Source organism: Rhizobium sp. BIGb0125, assembly GCF_024810055.1.
Classification (GTDB): Bacteria; Pseudomonadota; Alphaproteobacteria; order Rhizobiales; family Rhizobiaceae; genus Agrobacterium.
The window spans coordinates 172,309-191,659 of record NZ_JANUDV010000006.1; the positions used below are offsets into that span (position 1 = coordinate 172,309).

The window sequence follows — 19,351 nt, forward strand, 5'->3', positions numbered from 1 at the left end:
ACCGGCATGGTTCAATCCCGCGAAACCGCCGAGTAATACTTAGGCTCGCTTGCCGTTTCGACGGCACCATGCGAGAACACTGGAGGTTGAACTCCATCCAGAGTCGATTGTGGGCGAAGAATTCCAAGAACTTGATAAACCAACTAAGTGGGCGGGCGTCAACGCTCGACTGCTCGCGCCTGCCGTGGGGCAGCCGATCAAGCCAATAGATCGCCTGGCTCTCTTCAGCGCCGACGATTTCGAGCGCTTCGTACTCGAATGGGCGGACGATTATCTTGCCAAAAAAGTGCCAAGCGTGACGGAGGTCCAGCAAAGAGGTGGTTCCGGTGACAAAGGCCGTGACGTGGTTGTCTGGTTCGGAGAGTCGGGTTCTCCCGATCGTTACTGGCATCTGTACCAATGCAAGCGCTACAGCACGGCTCTGGGCGCGGGAAAGGCCGTAGCCGAATTGGGCAAGGTCCTATACTTCGCGTGGCGCGGTGATTTTTCACCCCCCAGGCAGTACTGGTTGGTGACACGCAAAGGCGTGACAAACGATCTCCAGGACCTGATCGATCACAACAAACTCGGCGCCTACCTCGTCAAGCACTGGAGCGAGTATTGCGCGGGCAACATCATCTCGAAGCAGACGATTGCGTTGGAAGGCAAGTTCTTAGAGTTCGTCCAGGCCATGGACTTTTCATTCGTCCGCGTGAAGCAGCCGCTAGAGATCCTCGGAGAGCATGCGCAGACTAAGTACCACAAGTTTGTCTTCGGCGGCCCGCTTATCGACAGGCCGAAGCCGGCGCCACCGCCTTCTGTAATCTCTCGGAGTGAACAAGGATATATCCGGCAGCTCTACGGCGTCATCGGAGAAATGGCTGGCATAGATGTTCAGAAGGAGGCGGACTTCGCAGGGCACGGTAAATCTTCGCTCCTCTTCATTCGATCCCGCGCATCCTTCTACAGCGCTGAGGGCCTTAAGGAACTGGCACGCGACCAAATGGACGACGTGGCCTATTTTGACGATCTGCTCGAACGTTTCGAAACGGGTCTGTACTTCACCTACTCCGAGCCTGCGCCTAGTGGCTACGAGCGGTTGAGCGCGACGGTAAAGGCCGCCCAGATCCAGCAGATTGACGGACACGTTCTCCGAGAGCACATGTCTCCGCTTGACCGCGAGGGTGTCTGCCATCATCTGGCCAACTCGGGAGCAATCACATGGTGCGACTGAGCGATAGTTCTCGAGAGGCGCCTGGGCGCGAGCGTCAACGTCTGTTCAATACCCCAATGGAATGCGGCTTCCGCCTTCTCTTCGTCCTATCGGCTAGCCGGCCGTCAAGCCACGACGTCCAGCGGCTGATTAGCTATGATTACCTTCTCGTACACTCCGGCGACGCTTCGCATGAATTCGACAGCCTTCATCCTGCGGTGCCCAACCGAGGCAACGAGTGGGTGGTCAAACGCGACGTCGTGCAGGCTGGCCTCCAGCTTATGTTCTCACGCGAGTTGGTCGATAAGCGGCTTAGCGACCAGGGCATCCTGTTCGCAGGAACGGAGCTAACTACCGCGTTCGTCGAGCTCCTCCAGACCCCATACGCCGAAGCTCTTCGCGAGCGATCGGCATGGCTCGCGGAGGAGTTCGGCAAGTTCTCAAACTTCGATCTCCAGCAGTTCATGACCGATCGCGTGGGCGTCTGGGGAGCGGAGTTCGAGACGATGTCGGCAATCAAGGACCTCGAACTCTGATGGCCAGGATTGTCGAAATCCGCCTGACCGGCGATGGCTTGGAAGATGCGCTCATCCGCTTCGAACCCGGGCCGAACGTCGTGACGGGCGACTCCGACACCGGGAAGAGCTATCTCCTTCGCCTGATCGACTACGTGTTGGGCGCCAAGGAGCTTACTAAAATAATTGATGAAGCTTCAGACTACGGAACGGCATGGCTGGAGTTCGCGGACGAGAGAGGTGCGCCGCTGACCCTTGAGCGTCATCTCACGGGCGGAAATGTCCGAGCTTATCCTAGGACGATCGAGGAAGTCCTGCTCGAGATAAGGAGTGCCAATCCGAATGATCAGGCATTGGTGCCAGGGGATGCGGAAAAACTCCTATGGAGCCGGCAGGGCAAGTCGGTTCAGCCCGATGTGACATCGAAGGTCTTCCCGTTGTTCGGCATGCCGGAGAACGTAATGGTGCGCGCCAATGCCGACGGCGAGACGCAGCGGCTATCGATCCGAACGCTGCTTCCCATCGTTCTGGTTGACGAAGAATCGATCATTACGGAAGGTTCTCCAATCCTTCGCAGCGGGTTCTCGCAGACACCCGAAAAGCGGATGTTCTCGTACGTTCTGACCGGGAAGGACGATCGGGGTATCGTGCAGCGCGAGTCGAGGGAGACCGTTTCCGCACGCATTCAGGCCCAGCGCGACTTGATCGACGAATTGCTTGCGCCGTTGAACGAGCGCCTTAAGGACCGCGTCGAGAGCGAGGAGGACCGCTCCATCGACCAGCTCGAAGATACGATCGGATCCTTGTCCGACGCCTTGGCTGCGAATACGGGTCAGCGATCTCGCCTCCGTCAGCGCCGGGCCGAGAACTACCAGCTTGTCCTGAAATCCGAGACGCAGATCGCTGCAGTCGACGGATTGCTGACACGATACCGACTTCTTGACGAGCGCTATGTATCCGATCTCCAGCGCCTCGACTTCATCGCCGAAAGCGCGCACTACTACGACGCCCTGCAGGAAAGCGTCTGCCCAATGTGCGACCAGGCTTTCGGCGGACAGGAGCACCATCATCCCGAAGGCGCCAAGTTCAAGGCGGAAGAAGTACATGCTTCAGCAAGCGCGGAGGCTGCAAAGATTCGTGGCCTGCAGGCTGACTTGAAGTCCACTATCCGCGACTTGGTCGAGCGCGACGAATATTGGAGGGTTCAGAAGGAAACCGCTTCTAAAGCGCTCGAAATCATCGATCACCAGCTCGACAGCGCTCTTGCACCGGCCCGCGCCACGGTACGGAACTCACTTAATGAATTGGTGCAGAAGCGCCTCGAGCTTGAGTCGGCTCGCGCTGCGCGACTGGAGGCCAGTCGGCTTGCCGAACTGAAGGCGAGGCTCGACCAGGAACTGTCCCAACCTGCCACGAAGTCGACTTGGGCAGGATTGGACCCAATGGCCCTCACGGACCTTTGCCGGGAGATCGAGGGCGTTCTCAAGGAGTGGTCCTGGAAAGACGACGTTCGTGTCGAATTCCAGGAAGACCGTTATGATATCAAGGTGAACGGAAAGCTACGTCGATCACACGGCAAAGGATTCCGGGCTGTCATGCACGCCGCCATGACCATCGCGATCCTTCGGTATTGCAAAAAGAATGGGACGCCCCATTCTGGGTTCGTTGTCTTGGATTCGCCATTGACGACGGTGAAACAGCGGAGTGGTCAGACAGCCGCCGAGGTCGCCGAAAAGGATCAAATCCTTCCAGCGATAGAACTCAGCTTTTGGGAGAGCCTGGCAAAAACTGATCCCTCCGTTCAGGTGATCGTGCTCGACAATAAGGAGCCGCCATTGGATCTTTTGAACGAGTTGAACGTCCAGTTGTTTGTTGGTCCTGACGGCGCCGGGTCTGGCCTGCGGGCAGGGTTCGTTCCGCCAAATAGATGATGCAGAAGCAAGAACCGTTACGGCACCACTTCCTCCCGGTATTTTTCCTGAAGAAGTGGGCGGGCACCGACGGGCGCCTCGTCGAGTTCAGCAAGCCTTACAAGAACATCGTCCGGCCGAGGAGAACGCACCCCAAAGGTACGGGCTTCATCGATCGACTCTATGCGATCGAGGGATTTGCTGGAGAGCTGTCTTACGAGGTCGAACGTAGCTTTCTGTCACCAGTCGATAGTAGAGCCTCCACCGCGCTTGAGGCTATGGTCGCTGGAAACCAACCCAGTCCGGCGGAACGAGACGCCTGGGCGCGCTTTATGATGTCTTTGCTGATGCGGATGCCGACCGAGATCAATCTTCTAAAGGGCGTAGTGCAGGATATCGACAGAAGGATCGCCGGTGGAATCGGGCAAATGCTTCTTCGTCACGTACCGGTTGATTATCACGGCGCAATAGAACAGGCGTTCGTCGAGTACAAACGGGAGGCCCAGGAAAGACTGACCCAGAACATCATGCGGGTATTGTCATCGGACGACATTGTACCGCTCATATCGGCTATGCACTGGGATTTGATCGACCTGGCCGCCTCCCCGAACGAATTGCTCGTTTCTGACCGGCCCGTAATCGTCCATAGGGACGCTCTTCCTGGGTCTGAGACTACTATCGCCCTACCGGTTGGTCCGCGAAACCTTTTTGTGGCGGCAACCAAGCCTGGTCTGCTGGCGGAGCTTCGAAGAGTGCCTCCCAAGAAGATTACATCATCGGTTAATGCCGACATCGTCGCGGGTGCGAGCCGCCTAATATACGGTAACAACGACCGGCAGCTAGCGTTCATCCAAAATCGGATGGGGACGAACAACGAGCCCTCTATCGTAGCAACAATCCTTTTTAACGCGGGTCTCGATGTCGCTCACTACACAGAGACGATCGCATCTTTCGAGGACGATGATTTAAGAAATCGAGTCGTTGCGGCAATCACGGAACACCAGCACCATGATGCGGTTCAGCCTCTCGACCTGAGGCTAGCCCCCGCATTGTCGACGCGATCGAGCAATAAATCTCTTGATGACTGACGCACCTGGTGTCCGGCTCGGATCGAGCGGGTCGATTGTCGTCTGCGCAGGCGTCGTGGCGCTCACCCTCCGAAACATGACAAAGACTTTTCCGTCGTGGGCGGAGCGTTTGACGCAGCGGTGCCTGATCGACCATGGCGTGACGTTTCCGAAGCCGCTTCTCGCAAGCCTAAGCCTACTTTCATAACCATTTCTGGCCATGACGACGTTGCTAATTAGTCAAGGTTGTGTCTTGGGCGGCGTTTGGCGCCATCCGCTCCTTCGCACGCACATGGGTTCCCCTAAAGGATTCCCCACGCCCTAAACCTCCCCCTCCCCGTCATCTCCCGCAGACCCAGCTCCAAAACAATCCGCCGCGCCGCCTGTGGAGTGACGTCCAGCGTCTTCGCCACCATCTTGGCTGACACCAGCGGCTTCGCCATCACCAGATCAACCAGCTCCGGCAATCTTGAGGAGGTTCGCCGTCCTTCAAGTTTTCGGTCCATCATCGTCTTCGCCAGCGTCAGCCTGTCATACTCCTTGAGCCCGATCTCCGCGGCCGCGATCAGTCCGTGGGCGATGGCCAGCAGCCGGGTTTCCCGATCGCGGTGCCGACGCCGGTCGACGGGAATGGTTTTCAGGCCGGTATTGATGGCGGCAAGATGGGCGCCGGTGGTAACGCCGGCCTGGCGCAAGATCGAGGCGGCCAGTAGCCGGCCAAGCCAGGGCGCGTGCTGAAGGACGGACAGCTCGTTCCAGGCATCCAGGACGACGATGGCCTGGAGCATCGCTGGCAAGTTTTCCGCCTGGCGCACCACGCCCCGCCATTCGTCGAGCCTGGAATCCTCGTCCCAGTCGAGATCATAGACCAACGGATCTTTTTCTCGCGCGCCGGCACGGCTTGGCCGAGTAGCACTTTCGATCGCCGCGTCCGATCGGGCGAGCAGCGCATCGATGGCGGCATAGTCGACGCCGGGTAAATTCTCCGCGTCATCACCATCGTCCCCCTCCCCTTCCGGATCGATGGCGACCGCTGGCCGAACGACGCCGGCCGGCTCCTCCACCTCCGCGCCGACCGGATTGATGTCCCACGTCTGTCGCAAAGTTCGGATACCCTCTGCCGATAACGCCCAGCCGGGGAGATGGGCGGCAATGCGCCGGCGGCTGCGCAGAACGTCGCGGGCGATTGTCAGCTCGTGGGTGGGTGTGCGAATATCGCGGGTGTCATCATGGAGGACGAGGTCTTCGAGATGGACGAGTTCGCCGTCGATCCACAGCGAGGCGCAGGCGTCGGTGAATTGGGATCGCTCGATCCAGCCACCGCCGACAGGCGAGCGGGCGATGCGCTCGTCCAGACGAGCCAGTTCGATCCCCGCCCGAAAAGCCGGCTCCAAAAGCGCTGTCATGCTGATTTTCGCAAGATCGTAAGCCATTGAAATCATGGTAAATGATTTGTTATAGGAACTCTATCGGAAAGTTAGTGTTCCTCACATGGTATGACTGTGGGTTGGGCGGTTAACCATCGATAAGTACTGCTTATCGATACTAGACGATCTGGAGTCGCAGATTGCTGATTTCGACCATCTTCCCCGTCGTAATGGCTCCTGTGTATTGCCAATTTCCGTCTCAAGATGAGAGACATGAGAGTTTTGGCAAAAGCTGGCGACGTCGATTACATCGCCGTGAGAACTAATAGGGATTATCTAGAAACCAACTCTGCCAGCCGCCTTGTCGGAAAATCTGTCGCACCACGTGACCGGCTGCATGTAAACAAATTATGCCGCCACTCGCCCGTTCGACTTATCGCGCTCCATAATCGACCACAGGTGCCCGAAGTGATCGAAGATCACGGCCAGCGTGTAGCGTTCATTATCTATTTACAGCCCATCACGTTCGGTGGCGCCGGCGGCTTTTGTGGCCGCAACCACCGACGCGGCATTTTTCACATCAAGCCCTGTGACCGAACTTACAATCCCGGCGCGTTCGGAAAGAAAGGGCCAGCGCGCCACGGCTGGGCTTCAGGTAGCAGATTTGAACCGACCGCACTTACGCCCAGACCATGCAACATGATATCGACCGCAATCAATTCACCCTGATGAGGGCTTTCTCAAAACTTTTGCGCGAAACGCAGTTTTGTAAAATAGAGCAGCCTCATGCTGACTGCCTTGGTGCACGAAGATAGTCGAGCTCACTGTCATCTTCTCTTCCAGCAGTGCTCTACAGGTATTCCAGTTCAGGAAACCGAGTTGCTGCGACATGATTTCCAGGCAGTTACCACGCGAAGGTCAATGTAGCGTCCGGCCAATGACTGGCCCAACGCCTTCGCCATGGCTTTCGAATTGGGCGCTAGATGCCTCTTTGGGCGCTCTCGATGTCACTCCTCGCATTGCTGACGACAGCCCCGTCGGGTCAATCCAGTTGGTTGGACATTCTCCATTCCGGTTTGAGCGAGCGGCAGGCTGCCGCAGGCCACATCCACGAAAGCAATGCAATCGAGGTGGGGAACCAATATGACCGCAGCAAGCCTCGCGGCCTAGTCATGCCGGGCACAGGTTTAAACTGGCTCATTCTGCCCGCTCAAGCGGCATTATTGCGGAGATTCACATAAACGAAATGACGCACCTAAACCCATGTGGACACCGAACGCATTCGCTACTGAGGGCCGGCGAGCGACACCAACGACACAATCCAACTCGCCGAGCAGACAGTCCCCCTAAATCGCGTTTAATGACATTTATGGTACTTCGTGTAGGCTCCCCAGCAGGCATTTTGATCGCAGCGCGTGGTTGGAAGAGATGGAAAGTTCCGAACGTCAGGACGTAGTCGACAATGTCAGTCCATCTGCCATCAGCGCAATCTGCATTCGTTTAGCAGGCGGCCTCGACAGTCCCTTGACCACGCTGTTCGAAAAAAACGCTGACAGACCTGTGTCACCAGCGTCGATCACCAAGCTGCTAACGGCAGTGACCGCGCTGACTGTATGTCACGCAAACGGTATATCCCTGGCAAAGGAGCTATCAGTCCTGCCAGAGGATCTTGTCGAGGGATCCGGAAACAATTTACGCGCAGATGATCGGTTAAGCGTTCGACATGCTTTGACTAATCTTCTTCTGGCGTCGTCAAACGTTTCGGCCAATCTCATAGCCCGTTCGCTTGGCTCAATCCTTCTCAGTGGCCAAAAAATCCGGCCTTCCGCGCTGGATGCCCAGAGCAGTTTCATTGATGAGATGAATTCAGTCGCAGCGCGCCTGCAGATGCAGTCATCGCGCTTTCTGAATGCTCACGGCTTGGCGGTCAAAGGGCAACGTTCCACCGCTCGGGATTTGTCGCTGCTCGTTCTGGAGTGCCTTCGGCACAGCATGATTTGTGGCGTCTGGGGTTTGGAGAAATACGGAATTCAAATAAATGGGCCAAACCCACGGCGGCTTATCGTGCGATCAGTCTTCATAGGCTCGAGCCGCAAAGCACTCCCAGATTTTTCCATCCCTCAGTTCATAGGTGGAAAGTCCGGATCCTTGTGGCCATCGGTGTTCAATCTTGCTGCTGTCTCGACACTCGAAAATGGCAATTCAATCATTTCCGTCACTCTGGGGTCCCCTACCCTTGCCGATCGTCATCAGGACTACCTCCTTATGCTGAAGGTCGGAAATGACGAGCCTTCACACTAGCAGACCGATTACCACCAGATATCCAGCAATCGTTGATCATTTCATGGGCTCCTATTCCAGTTAGTCCATGAAGACCACCTATACGCCCAACAAAGATCATCAGCCGCATGCAAAAAACGTCAAATTCGGCCGCACAGACGCAGAGACGGCCAGGATGAGGAATTGCCTGTCTAGAGCATAGAAACGCGCACAGGGTCATTCTCCGGCCGAAATTGAACGCCTTTAGCATGACCCTGAGATCACGAGATGTTCTCCACTGATGGTGAAATGTATGAAAAACACTCTGCGGCACGTGGTTGGTTGAGCTTATTCGAGCTTCGTCTGAATAATGAACCGGTGACAGACTTGGCGTCACATTCCGCAGGTGAGTTGATCTGTTATGACAAATCGTCGAAAATAACCCTCATCATGGGTCTCGAAAGTGCGAGCGTAACCCGGAGCAGGAGCCCTAAATGTCACGACCGGAAAAAACCGCTGTCCAGCTTCGAGCAGAAGAACTCGACACGATTGCAGCCGTTCTGCCGATCGAGCGTCGCGACGAACTCGCAGAGCTTCTGACGGATCAGGATGTCGAAACTTTGCGGCATCTCGTCAACCAGGGCATGGGAGACAATACGCTACGGGCGCTTACGTCTGATCTCGCTTATCTCGAAGCCTGGTCATTAGCTTCAACCGGCAGCCCCCTACCCTGGCCTACGCCAGAGGCATTGCTTCTCAAGTTTGTTGCTCACCATCTATGGGATCCGGAAAAGCGCATGGCCGATCCCGACCATGGCATGCCGGAACGGGTTTCCCAAAGTCTGCGCGACCAAGGGTTTCTGCGCGCAACGGGCCCACACGCACCGGACACTGTACGTCGGAGACTGGCGTCATGGTCGACATTAACAAAATGGCGCGGCAACAGCGGTGCCTTCACCTCCCCTGCGCTTAAGTCGGCCATACGGTTGGCCGTTCGCGCGACACCACAAATGCGTAAACGCAAAAGCGCCAAGGCTGTTACAGCTGATGTGCTATCAAAACTGCTGGAGACGTGTGGAGGTGAAAGTCTGCGGGATCTCCGTGACCGGGCTATCCTCATGCTTGCCTTTGCCTCAGGTGGTCGTCGCCGCAGCGAAGTTGCCACCCTGCGCTGCCAGCAATTGATCGCCGAGCCTCCTGTCACAGAGGAAGATGGCAGCTCCCTACCCTCTCTCGCCATCCATCTTGGCCGCACCAAAACCACCAGCGGCGAAAGCGATGACATCGTCTATCTCACGGGGCTGCCGGTGGAAGCATTAAATGCATGGCTGGCCGCTGCGAAAATTGAAAGTGGAAGTGTGTTCCGGTCGATTGGCAGGTGGGGAACGGTATCACGGCGTGCCCTTGATCCGCAGTCCATCAATGCCATCATCAAACAACGCGCTGTGATGGCCGGACTGGATCCTACAGAAATCTCAGCACATGGTTTGCGTTCCGGCTATCTGACCGAAGCTGCCAATAGAGGTATTCCTTTGCCCGAAGCCATGGAGCAGTCCAAACATCGGTCGGTCCAGCAAGCTTCAAGTTACTACAACAATGCCACACGACGAAACGGGCGTGCAGCGCGGATCCTGTAACGCATTTATATTTCTCGCGTCACACTCCCAGACCGGGCGCGTACTCAATCTTAAAGGAAAAACTCATCCTCGCAATCAGCGCTTTCTCAGCATCCATTACAGTTATGACAATCTGTTCCGGCGGTGGGAAATGGCTGCATGCGAACTGCGATAAAGCATTCAACGCGGCGTTCAGAGCCTCATGCGCATTGGGGACATCAATCGGCGTTTGAACTTCAAGTCCGTCTGATATTTTCAAGTAAAATGTTGGCATATGATCTCCCTGCTTATCGGGTTGGATCCGTTTTTTCTTGCTTCGTTCGGCGCTGGTTTTCCATCTCAGCCAGCCGCTTGGCAGCTTTTTTTCGGCAAAATTTTCGAAGCAAGATAGTGTCGGGTAATTAGGGCTGGAGTATACCGAACCCCCACCATGCCAAGAGGTTCCAAACTGAAGTGGCAAGCCAATCCCTAGTGCTACCGATCGGACAACTCCGAGCTATCAATTGCAACGGCCACTTCCCCACGCTTTGTGGCCATGAACATAGTCGCAATTTCCGGCGGCACCCGCCAAGAGTCCACGGACACGGTTCTGTTAATGGCAATAAAAGCCGCCTCCCCCAATGGCATTGCTATCGCTGTTTTTGACGGTATTGGGAGTTTGACGAAGTTCCCACCTGACCTTGAATGCCCCAGTCTGCCCGACAGAGTTCAAGTTTTCATACATTTGATCGCCCACAATGACGGTCTGCTGATCTCCAGCCCGGAATATATCCGAGACATTCCAGGTGGCTTGAAGAACGCGATTGATTGGTTGGTGTGTCGCGATCAGATCATCGGCAAGCCAATTGCTCTCGCCCACGCGTCGCATCGTGGTGACGACATGCTGGTCGCTCTGCACAAAGTGCTGTCCAACATTAGCAGCAATTTCAATGAAGAGCTGTTCTTCCGACTGCCAGTGATGAAGGAAACGCCAGAAGCGATCCAGGAAATTTTGAAAGTTGCGGAGAACAGGCAAAGAGTGGAAGCGTTTTTGAGGGACTTTATGTCCTTCTGGCAAAATCATCTGGGCTCGCAACCGCCACAATAGTCCTGTGAACTGCAGTCAGAAGCGTGTTCCGTCCCGAGAAATTTGTACCAAAGATCGGCGCACGCGTTCAGCCAAAACACCATTCCAGATGCTGCAGCCATAAAAAAAATGGCGGCCATTTCGACAATGACCGCCATTCTCAACATCACCTTACGCCGGCAGGCAAAACTTCCCACTTCCACAAGTGTCCCGTTTGGAAATATTTCTGAGCAAACTCACGAACCTGATCCGCCGTTACCTTGCCATAGCCGTCCATGGTGTGGCGGATAAGTTCCAACCGGCGTGGGTCGGTCTGCGCTTGCTGCAGATAAAATGCCCAGAAGTCATTGGTCTGCTGCTGGTGTTTGAGCGTCTCAACTGCGGGCTCCCGCGCCCTTGCCAGTTCGTCGTCAGATACGGGATTGGTGCGCAGATCGGCAGCAACCTTGTCCAGCAGCGTGTAAAAACTGCCAACCTTTTCGGGCGTCGTCTCAAGAGAAATATAACCGAAGCCATATCCCGGTAAATCTCGCGACAGTTCAGCACTGGCTTGCAAACCATAAGTCGCACCCTCGGCAATTCTGAACTGGTCAATCAACCGGTTTTGCAGAATTTGGGTTGAGATATCTGCGATGAAGGAACGTGGAACGTCCGAGAAAAGATCACCGATCGGGACGCCAACACTGATCGCGGCCGTGTCATCTCTCCCCGTATGGGTGGAAATCAGAGGCTTATCGTTGGCATCGGGAAACTTCACGACCGTCTGATCGCTCTGCGGTGAGGTTTCTGCCCGCTGCGGAAGCGCACCAAATGTACCGGCAGTCAGGCGAATAGCGTCATCAACCGTCACATCACCGACGATGGTGATTTCAATCGGTCCCTTGGAAACCAGCGGTTTGAACAGCGCCTCGACATCGCCAAGCGTCGCGGACGACAATTGTTCACGGCTCGGGAATGCCCAGCGCGGATCGTTGGAGTGCACCAAGCCGGCAAAATCCCGGCGCACAACGCTTCCAGCGGTGGCATCATATTGGTCCAGGCTGCTCAGATATGCCTGCTGCACTCGCTTGAAAACTTCGGGGCGGTAGGCTGGGCGAGATGTGTAGGCAGCCATCAATTGTAACTGGGTCTCCAGATCTTCCGTACGTGTCCGCCCATCGAACCGTACGGCACTATCGCCAACCGAGAAATCGACGCCAAAAATCTTTCCAGTCAACGCTTTCTGGATGTTTTCAAAATCCAGATCCTCCGTGCCAGACAGTATGACTGCCGGAGAAGCCCACAGGGGCGGGAAGGGGTCACGCGCGATTTGCGATCTGCCACCACTGATATGTTCGCGCACCAGAACTTCATTGGCCCGCAGCTTTGTCGGCTTAACGGTCAGGCGCACACCATTGGCAAAACGCACCATGGTCAGCCCGATATCTTCAACGGCCTCGCGCTCCACGACGGCCGACGATTCACCAAACGACGTGTAAGGCCAAACGACATCTTCTGCGCCAGCGAGTGCGGAAACGCTAATGGCGCGGGTTGTGCTATAGGCAGATCGTACGGCTTCTTCGCCACCTTCAGGGGCTTTTGCTGCCTGGAGCAAGACCTGCGGACCATTGCCGGTAAATGCAGTGCGCAGCGCAGCGTTGACTTCATCAACCGTAACGTCACTGGTTATAGTCTCAAAAAGCGAAAGGTCGTCCTTCGGTGATGTGAAGACCTGATCGGCATCAACACTACCAGCCAGCATGGAGGCGAGGGCAGTGGAATTTCGTGTCGCAGCACCTGCAGCGTCGGCTTGCAGGGCCGAGCGGAACTCAACAATCTCACGCTGCAGTTCAGCTTCTGTGACACCAAACTCCTGAATACGGCGTTGCTCCTGATCTATCGCAGAAAGCGCGGCCTGCCATTTGTCGGGTTCAGAACTGGCGGAAACCACCGCAAGTCGGGCAGATTTCAGCAGGCCTTGCGTACCGGCATTCGCGCTGATGAAGGGCGCATCAGCTCTACTCGCCATGACACTCAGACGACGTTGCAAAACCAGAAAGCCAAGATCTTCGATAAGATCATCGCGGCGCTTGGCCACAGAATCTTTCGTCGTGTCGAATGGACGTGTCCAGGCAATCTGCACGCGCGTCATATTTCCCGGAAGCGCAACGACATTGACCGTTTCACCTTTGCTTTTCAAAGTACCAAGATCAGGTGCCGGTTGTTCTGGCCCACTGGCTTTCCAGTCACTGAAACGCTCACGGATTTCGGCCTCCAGAGCTGCGGGATCAACATCGCCAACGACGATCAAGGTCGCGTTATCAGGACGATAATTGGCAGTATAATATTCTCGCAGCAGATCGACGGGCGCATTACGAATGATCTCGGTTTTGCCAATTGGCGAGCGCATCGTAACGCGCTGGCCTTCGAGCAAAGAATTGAGAACACTCACACCAGTACGGTACTGCGGCGTATCGCGCAGCCTTTCTTCAGAAAGAATAACGCCACGTTCCCGGTCAAAGGCAGCAGCATTCAGCTTCAACTCGCTCGCGGTTTCACGCATCAGTTTCAAACCGGTCGAAATCGTATCGGCGTCGACCTGCGGCAGATCGAGCGAATAGACCGTCTCGCTATAGGACGTGTGCGCATTGGTATCCGGCCCGAATGCCAGACCCTTGCGCTGGAGCATACGCACCATCTCGTCTTCGCCTACATTTGTTGAGCCTTTGAAGGCCATGTGCTCAAGAAAGTGGGCGAGACCCTGCTGATTATCATTCTCGTCAAGGGAGCCGGAACCAATACGAAAGCGGATCGCCGCTTGATTTGGTGGTGTAGTATTGCGCTTGATGGCAAATCGCATACCGTTTGCAAGCACGCCAAACTGGACATCGGGATCTGCTGCGAGATCACTCTGAGCCTGCGGCCAGGACGTGGCGACATTCTCGGCCCGAACCGGCATTGCCAAGCCAATGCCTATGGAAATTGTCGCAAGCGCAATAAGCGTCTGGCGGGCGGAGTTTGTTATACATTTGAAAAACATCAGTGTTCCGGCAGGTTGTCATTGATATGCGAGGGAATTTCTCGAAGCGAGTGTTCCGCTTCAAGCACATATTCTGAGATAGCGAAGTGTTGAATATGAGGCTTCGGCGACTTCAATCTCACCATCGTGTTTCCGCTGAGCGTAAACATGCTTGGATTTGGAAAGGAAACTCGGCGTCTAACATATGCCCGAGAGAGAGATAGAAGGAAATTTCCGTACTGAATTGCTGGCGCAGGCGAGGGCAGGGGAATAGGCATTTTCCAGCATCATGCCCTTATCAATGCGGTTCCAGCATAAGCAGCCAGGTCGTCTTGCCGTCTATCAAGCCGACGCGGAATATTGCCGGAATTGGTGAAGATCACCACGTGGTCCTTATTCCAGCCAACGGTCTCATTGTCACGTATTAAAGCATTCGCTAGACCGCAAGCAATGAGTGACGCTGGTACCAAAATTTCAAGGATCAAAAGCGACAAAGGGTTTATCGAGTGTGCTTTTTTCGACGGTCCTTTTAGCACTCTTCAGGTTTCCGTTGCGATGCTGCGGCATCGATGAGATCGCTAGCTCATTTGCTCATCAAGTATAACAAGGGAGAAGGAGACGCGAAAGCAGGGTAGGGCACTGCAGTCATTCACAATGGTCATACGAGAGTAATGCGCAGCGAGAGCCCAGGCAAAATCTTTCCGTTGTACTCGTTTCGAGTGGCGGTCGGGCAAGTGCCCTCCATTTCAAACATGAGCGCGGTGAGGTCTCGGGTAAGTCGCATCCGAAAGGCACGCATGGGAAAAGTAACAGCTGTAACTTTTCCTCCGCTCACTCGCTGCCGGGTGAGGCATCCAGGAGCTAGCGCAAAACCTTGACAGGGCACCACTTACCCTATGATCACCGCGACAAAGTTTTAAACGACCTCTTCCTTCAGCCCTCTGTAACTCACACACAGTTCAGCCGAGAATTATTTCATTTCTTGATTGCTCAAGATCCTCCCTTCAAGCATGCAATCGAGTTGAACGACATGTGACTCTTCTGCTGACCATCGATCCGGATGCTGCCCCAGTTCCTCCCGATATCAAGTTCAAACCTGAGCCGGGAAGGGGAGTGCAACATCGGTGTTTTTACACAGCCCTCAAAAGTTACAGCTGTTACTTCTGAGTTTTGCCGTATCGGTTATCGGCCAGGCCAAACAGACTGCGCTCCAGATTCAGTTTCCCTTCAAGGGCACGATCGATCATCGCTCGGAAATAACCACCGGGTTTGCTGATTTGTTCGGGATCACGAATGGATTTTTCGAGCACTGTGGCGAGAATTGCCGCGGCAGCATAGGAGCCAACCTTCTGTTTGCCGTCCGCCCAACCTGCTTCTGACAGTCCAATCATTCGCCGCAACACCTCACCCGAACGAGAAAGTGTCGCCCAGGAGTCGAATTGGGTACCTATCATCGCTTGCGCTTCGGGGCAGGCGGCTTGGAGCAGTCCCACAGATACGGAGCCAAGAATTTCACCTTGAACGGCATCAACATCCCGCTGGGCCACACCAAAAGTTTCTTGCTCAACTGCTGGATTTGCCGAAAGCTTTTTTTCAAAAGCTAAATCGGCCGCGTAGCGGTCGTTGTTTGAATTATGTTCGCGCTCGTTAGAGCGTGTCTTTTGTTTCTTACTTCCAGGTGGAGATTCTAGGGTTGTATTAATAATAGGAGTGACGCTGATGTCACCCTCGGATGTCATATTAAAAGGAATATGCTCGGATGGGAGGCTTTCCACTACCCTATCATGCAGCAATTGAGTCTCTTTTGCTCTTGCCACAATATCGACCTTTAGGAGGCTAATGGCCGCAAGCTCGGCACGAACATCGATTGTTTCGTCGGGAAATGCGACGCACATATCCTCAATGGCCCGCGAAAGCCTGGCGATGTCGCGCTTTGCCGCAAGTTCAATTGCCAGTCGCTGCTGGTAACGGGTGACGGCCTGCGTCAGCTCTTCAACTCTTACACGCGCCGGCGTGAAGTCGATGCCAAATCCAGCGACAACCTCGCCTTGATCGTTGCGATAAACAAAACGGCGGCCTGTTGAACTGTCGCGGTAAGCGGCTATGCCTGCTTCGACCAGCCGACGAATGCATCTGATAACCGTGCGTTCCGAACGCATGGTGTATTCCGCCAGCTTTGCATTGGATATGGCGACGATCGGCCGACCTGAACCCTTCCAGTCGTCAGCACGCGACAGGCCAAGCAGGATATCCATCACATGATAGGTTGTTCCATCAATGCCAAGCACCGGCGCTGCCTTTTTCAAAAGCAGGGCGATTTCGGATTTTGTGGTGTCTGGAACGTCATTTGCCATCGCCAATCGGGCGCTCGCAACGATCCCAGGAGTGACGCGTCTAAAGGACGCTACTGCAGAAGCTTCAGTCATAGCTTACCCGCTGCGATCGCAAGATCACATTCCCAATAGGTCGATTTTCAGGAAGCCATCGGAATTTAGACGCAAAAAAACGGTCTCTGACAGTTACAGAGACTTGATTAACGCGTTCGTCCGTCTTAGAATCAGATCGTTACAGCTAATGTTGACGGTGCTTCGTGTTCCGTTGGCCAATGGTTTAAGGGTCTATCGATTGCAGTCGATGGGCCCTTTTCCGTTCTGGCGACTAGCTCATCCCAGAATCCTTTCGTTGTTGGTCCTGAAATTCCGCAACAAGTTCGGGTAGCCGTTGCAGCAGCCAGTCCGAAAGCCCCGGAAGGCGATTGTCCGGAATTGAGATCCGTGTCGATGTATCTGTACGTTTCGCAGCGATGACGACGCCATTGGCCACCGTCACGTCGACGGCTACCGGTTCGCGCTTCGCTGATTGATCGAGAACATCAAGAATCAATGAAAAACGCTGATCGCTTCCAGTAGCAGCCCAGGATGGAGATGTGGTGAGTTCGGCAACCGCGGCGGCCTGCGCTCCATTCAACCGACGGTCCTTGATGAAAGACCCCAGCTTTTCCCACTTCGGGCGTCCAATCGACGAGGCTGGCCCGATCAACCGGATAATGTTTTCCGGGATCAACGATGCGGTGTTTGTCAGGATCGAAATATAGGCAAGGTTTCTGCCCTCTTTCCGACCCAGCGCATCAGAGATAACTTCTCTGGAATATTTACGATCGCGAAGAGTAAGGGCAAACAGCGCCTGTTCGATAAAAGACAGGTTCAGACGTTCTGAGTTTTCGATGCCCTGAGAAACGACAAGTTCCTCATCACTCATATCGCGAACGATCGCCTTGACCGGCCGTTTCAGAATCTGGCAGGCGCGAAGCCGCCTATGTCCGTACGCGGCTTGATAATGGCCTGGACGGTTTGCGAGCGGACGTACAAGAATAGGCAGCTTCTGCCCCGCATCCCGGATCCCCTCGACGAAGGCCTGAAACGTTGCATCGCCTTCAATATCCAGGCGATCATTCACAAACGATCCCACAATGTGGTCCGGATCAAGCTCGACAATCGACTCCGCGGACAACAACTGATCGTGCAGGCGCTTGTTCTCGTCCTCGATCGAAACGAAAGCACGGTCCATGGATTTGACGGCCGTTGAACCGACGCGTCGCTTTTCATGATCGACAACGGAAACTGGCGTATGCTTTGCAAGCGCCGCCGTGTCGACATTGGCGAACAGGCTCTTCATGCGCTGATTTCGTTCTTTGGGATTTGCCATTATCTGCCCCACACGTCTTTGATGTGAAGGAAAATTTCACGGTTCACGGAATCCACGGACTCGATCGCACGATTGAGCGTGTCGCGCCCGACACTGCCTCGTGACAGTTCGTAGAGGCTCTTTTTTTCCAGACCGGCACTCGCAATGGCCGTGGTTTCCACAACAGCCGGCGCCAACACATCTTCCTTGAAAAGAGAGCGCAGCAACGTGACGACATTCACCTGCGGCCCATCATTCGGGTTGTGACGGGTAATGACATAGCGAATGAAATCGTGACTAAGCGTACCGCCGCGATCTTCTATAACGCCCATCAGATCGCTCATCATCGCCAGAAACTGGTTCATACTCGCGACATCGATCATTGCCGGATGAATAGTGATCAACAGACCAGTTGCCGCGCACAATGCTCCAAGTGTCAGATAACCGAGCTGCGGCGGCGCATCGATCAGCACAACATCGTAATCTGCCTCAACTTCCGAAATGACGGATGACAAGCGACGGAAGAAAATCTCGTCGCCACGACCATAACCTTCGGCAATCGCCTGAGGTGTCTCGTGCTCATATTCCATGAGTTCAAGATTGGCCGGAATGAGGTCGATCCCGTCGAAATAGGTCCTTCGGATCACCTCACGAACGGGTCTGCGCTTCTCATCATAACGAATAGCGGCGTAAACAGTCTCGTTTTCATCGACGTCAAATTCCGGCTGGTAGCCGAACATCGCTGATAAAGACGCCTGCGGATCAAGGTCAATCGCAAGAACGCGCAGGCCCTGGATTGCCAGATAGTGCGCCAAGTGAAGGGTTGTCGTGGTTTTTGCCGAACCGCCCTTGAAGTTCGCAACAGCAATAACCTGCAGCTTTTCTCCTTCACGACGGCGGGGCAGAAACTCCAACGCCTCATTTGGACGCTTACGCGCAAGGTGTTCACGGATCTCATTGACCTGGGCTAGCGTATAAATTCGCCGGCCATTGTCCTGCCGGTCCGGGATTGCACCTTCGCCATCGAGCGACATTTGCCGCAAGGTCGATTCAGCGATGCCCAACAGGCTGGCAACTTCGCGAGAGGTAAATGTCTTGAGGCTCTTTTCAATCTCTGGCTCATACAGTCTTTCGCGGATAGACTGGAGCTGGGCAGACAACAGCTGAGCCTGTCGGCTAATTTTCATTGCCGAGGATTCTTTTGGTTGAATTCGCTGTTGGTTCGTTGTCATTTCGCCTCACGACGGTTTTTTCGTGATTGTCAGTAATTTACCGTCGACCGACAGTTAACCGATTCCGCATTTTCGTCAAATCCTACTTGGTTAATGAAATCCTATCAGCGACGTCAACTCCGTCAGATGTTTACACCTGTTAAGAGGTTTTCGCGTCTATTTATCAATATCTTAACAAATTGGCCGCCGCCCTATTGGCATCTTTTGCATGATGTGCGCACCACGAATGAAAGTTGTTTAAAAACGCAACCTTGGGGCCATCAGGCACCTTGATGACGAAGACGAGTCACGAATCAGTTTTGTAGAGCGTGAAATCGACCAACTGATTCTCAGCTACAGCCAATATCCGTCCCTGTTGCCCAGTTACCCTCAAAACGGCTCGGATATCTCGTCCAAACACACCTCACAGCTCCGGAAAATGATCAAAATCATGAATCAATGATGC

Annotated in this window: 13 protein-coding genes; 7 read left to right on the forward strand and 6 right to left on the reverse strand. The window is 54.7% G+C overall.

The features are described 5' to 3' along the window. The first annotated feature begins 109 nt into the window (after positions 1–109). Genes M2418_RS17920 through M2418_RS17935 form a run of 4 tightly spaced genes read left to right on the forward strand, consistent with a single transcriptional unit; the run spans position 110 to position 4,705 of the window. On the forward strand, positions 110–1,213 hold the full coding sequence (locus M2418_RS17920) for an ABC-three component system protein (protein ID WP_259148259.1): 1,104 nt from the start codon (positions 110–112) through the stop codon (positions 1,211–1,213). Next, complete coding sequence (locus M2418_RS17925) at positions 1,201–1,728, forward strand: ABC-three component system middle component 2 (protein WP_259148261.1); 528 nt, start codon at positions 1,201–1,203, stop codon at positions 1,726–1,728. The genes M2418_RS17920 and M2418_RS17925 overlap by 13 nt, the downstream gene beginning before the upstream one ends. Beyond that, positions 1,728–3,638, forward strand: coding sequence for a hypothetical protein (locus M2418_RS17930; protein WP_259148263.1), 1,911 nt, complete (start codon positions 1,728–1,730; stop codon positions 3,636–3,638). The genes M2418_RS17925 and M2418_RS17930 overlap by 1 nt, the downstream gene beginning before the upstream one ends. After that, the gene (locus tag M2418_RS17935; protein ID WP_259148265.1) at positions 3,635–4,705 is read left to right on the forward strand and encodes a DUF4238 domain-containing protein; all 1,071 of its coding nucleotides are present in this window, start codon (positions 3,635–3,637) and stop codon (positions 4,703–4,705) included. Before M2418_RS17930 ends, M2418_RS17935 begins: the two co-directional genes overlap by 4 nt. 281 nt (positions 4,706–4,986) lie before the next feature. Here the strand turns inward: M2418_RS17935 and M2418_RS17940 are convergent, their stop codons facing one another. Then, positions 4,987–6,126, reverse strand: coding sequence for an RHE_PE00001 family protein (locus M2418_RS17940; protein WP_259148267.1), 1,140 nt, complete (start codon positions 6,124–6,126; stop codon positions 4,987–4,989). Between the two features lie 1,353 nt (positions 6,127–7,479). Between M2418_RS17940 and M2418_RS17945 the strand changes: the two genes are divergently transcribed. Further along, positions 7,480–8,352 carry a D-alanyl-D-alanine carboxypeptidase family protein gene (locus M2418_RS17945; RefSeq protein WP_259148268.1) on the forward strand — a complete coding sequence of 291 codons (873 nt, stop codon included), beginning with the start codon at positions 7,480–7,482 and terminating at the stop codon, positions 8,350–8,352. Between the two features lie 452 nt (positions 8,353–8,804). Continuing rightward, positions 8,805–9,947, forward strand: coding sequence for a site-specific integrase (locus M2418_RS17950; protein ID WP_259148270.1), 1,143 nt, complete (start codon positions 8,805–8,807; stop codon positions 9,945–9,947). A gap of 19 nt (positions 9,948–9,966) precedes the next feature. On the opposite strand, the gene M2418_RS17955 is transcribed toward M2418_RS17950, so the two are convergent. Continuing rightward, a complete protein-coding gene (locus tag M2418_RS17955) occupies positions 9,967–10,386 on the reverse strand; it encodes a hypothetical protein (protein WP_259148278.1) in 420 nt (139 codons plus the stop codon). Positions 10,387–10,461: 75 nt separating this feature from the next. Between M2418_RS17955 and M2418_RS17960 the strand changes: the two genes are divergently transcribed. After that, positions 10,462–11,013 (forward strand): NADPH-dependent FMN reductase, encoded by a 552-nt coding sequence (locus M2418_RS17960; protein ID WP_259148280.1) that lies wholly within the window; start codon positions 10,462–10,464, stop codon positions 11,011–11,013. A 145-nt stretch (positions 11,014–11,158) separates the two neighbouring features. Here M2418_RS17960 and M2418_RS17965 read toward each other — a convergent pair whose 3' ends face one another. The 4 genes from M2418_RS17965 to repA all read right to left on the reverse strand — a co-directional run bounded on the left by M2418_RS17965 (position 11,159) and on the right by repA (position 18,906). Then, positions 11,159–14,011: a M16 family metallopeptidase gene (locus M2418_RS17965; protein WP_405049447.1), complete on the reverse strand. Its 2,853-nt coding sequence runs from the start codon at positions 14,009–14,011 to the stop codon at positions 11,159–11,161. Positions 14,012–15,147: 1,136 nt separating this feature from the next. After that, complete coding sequence (gene repC, locus M2418_RS17970; protein WP_259148282.1) at positions 15,148–16,416, reverse strand: plasmid replication protein RepC; 1,269 nt, start codon at positions 16,414–16,416, stop codon at positions 15,148–15,150. 232 nt (positions 16,417–16,648) lie between these two features. Beyond that, positions 16,649–17,695, reverse strand: a complete 1,047-nt coding sequence (repB, locus tag M2418_RS17975; RefSeq protein ID WP_250983854.1) for a plasmid partitioning protein RepB — start codon at positions 17,693–17,695, stop codon at positions 16,649–16,651. Next, positions 17,695–18,906 (reverse strand): plasmid partitioning protein RepA, encoded by a 1,212-nt coding sequence (repA, locus tag M2418_RS17980; protein WP_192490684.1) that lies wholly within the window; start codon positions 18,904–18,906, stop codon positions 17,695–17,697. Before repA ends, repB begins: the two co-directional genes overlap by 1 nt. Positions 18,907–19,351: the final 445 nt, after the last annotated feature.

Bases quoted from the DNA above. Each gene is read 5' to 3' on its own strand.
- M2418_RS17925 (WP_259148261.1), top strand. From the start codon at position 1,201: ATGGTGCGACTGAGCGATAGTTCTCGAGAGGCGCCTGGGCGCGAGCGT.
- M2418_RS17930 (WP_259148263.1), top strand. From the start codon at position 1,728: ATGGCCAGGATTGTCGAAATCCGCCTGACCGGCGATGGCTTGGAAGAT.
- M2418_RS17935 (WP_259148265.1), top strand. From the start codon at position 3,635: ATGATGCAGAAGCAAGAACCGTTACGGCACCACTTCCTCCCGGTATTT.
- M2418_RS17940 (WP_259148267.1), bottom strand. From the start codon at position 6,126: ATGATTTCAATGGCTTACGATCTTGCGAAAATCAGCATGACAGCGCTT.
- M2418_RS17945 (WP_259148268.1), top strand. From the start codon at position 7,480: ATGGAAAGTTCCGAACGTCAGGACGTAGTCGACAATGTCAGTCCATCT.
- M2418_RS17950 (WP_259148270.1), top strand. From the start codon at position 8,805: ATGTCACGACCGGAAAAAACCGCTGTCCAGCTTCGAGCAGAAGAACTC.
- M2418_RS17960 (WP_259148280.1), top strand. From the start codon at position 10,462: ATGAACATAGTCGCAATTTCCGGCGGCACCCGCCAAGAGTCCACGGAC.
- M2418_RS17965 (WP_405049447.1), bottom strand. From the start codon at position 14,011: ATGTTTTTCAAATGTATAACAAACTCCGCCCGCCAGACGCTTATTGCG.
- repC (WP_259148282.1), bottom strand. From the start codon at position 16,416: ATGACTGAAGCTTCTGCAGTAGCGTCCTTTAGACGCGTCACTCCTGGG.
- repB (WP_250983854.1), bottom strand. From the start codon at position 17,695: ATGGCAAATCCCAAAGAACGAAATCAGCGCATGAAGAGCCTGTTCGCC.
- repA (WP_192490684.1), bottom strand. From the start codon at position 18,906: ATGACAACGAACCAACAGCGAATTCAACCAAAAGAATCCTCGGCAATG.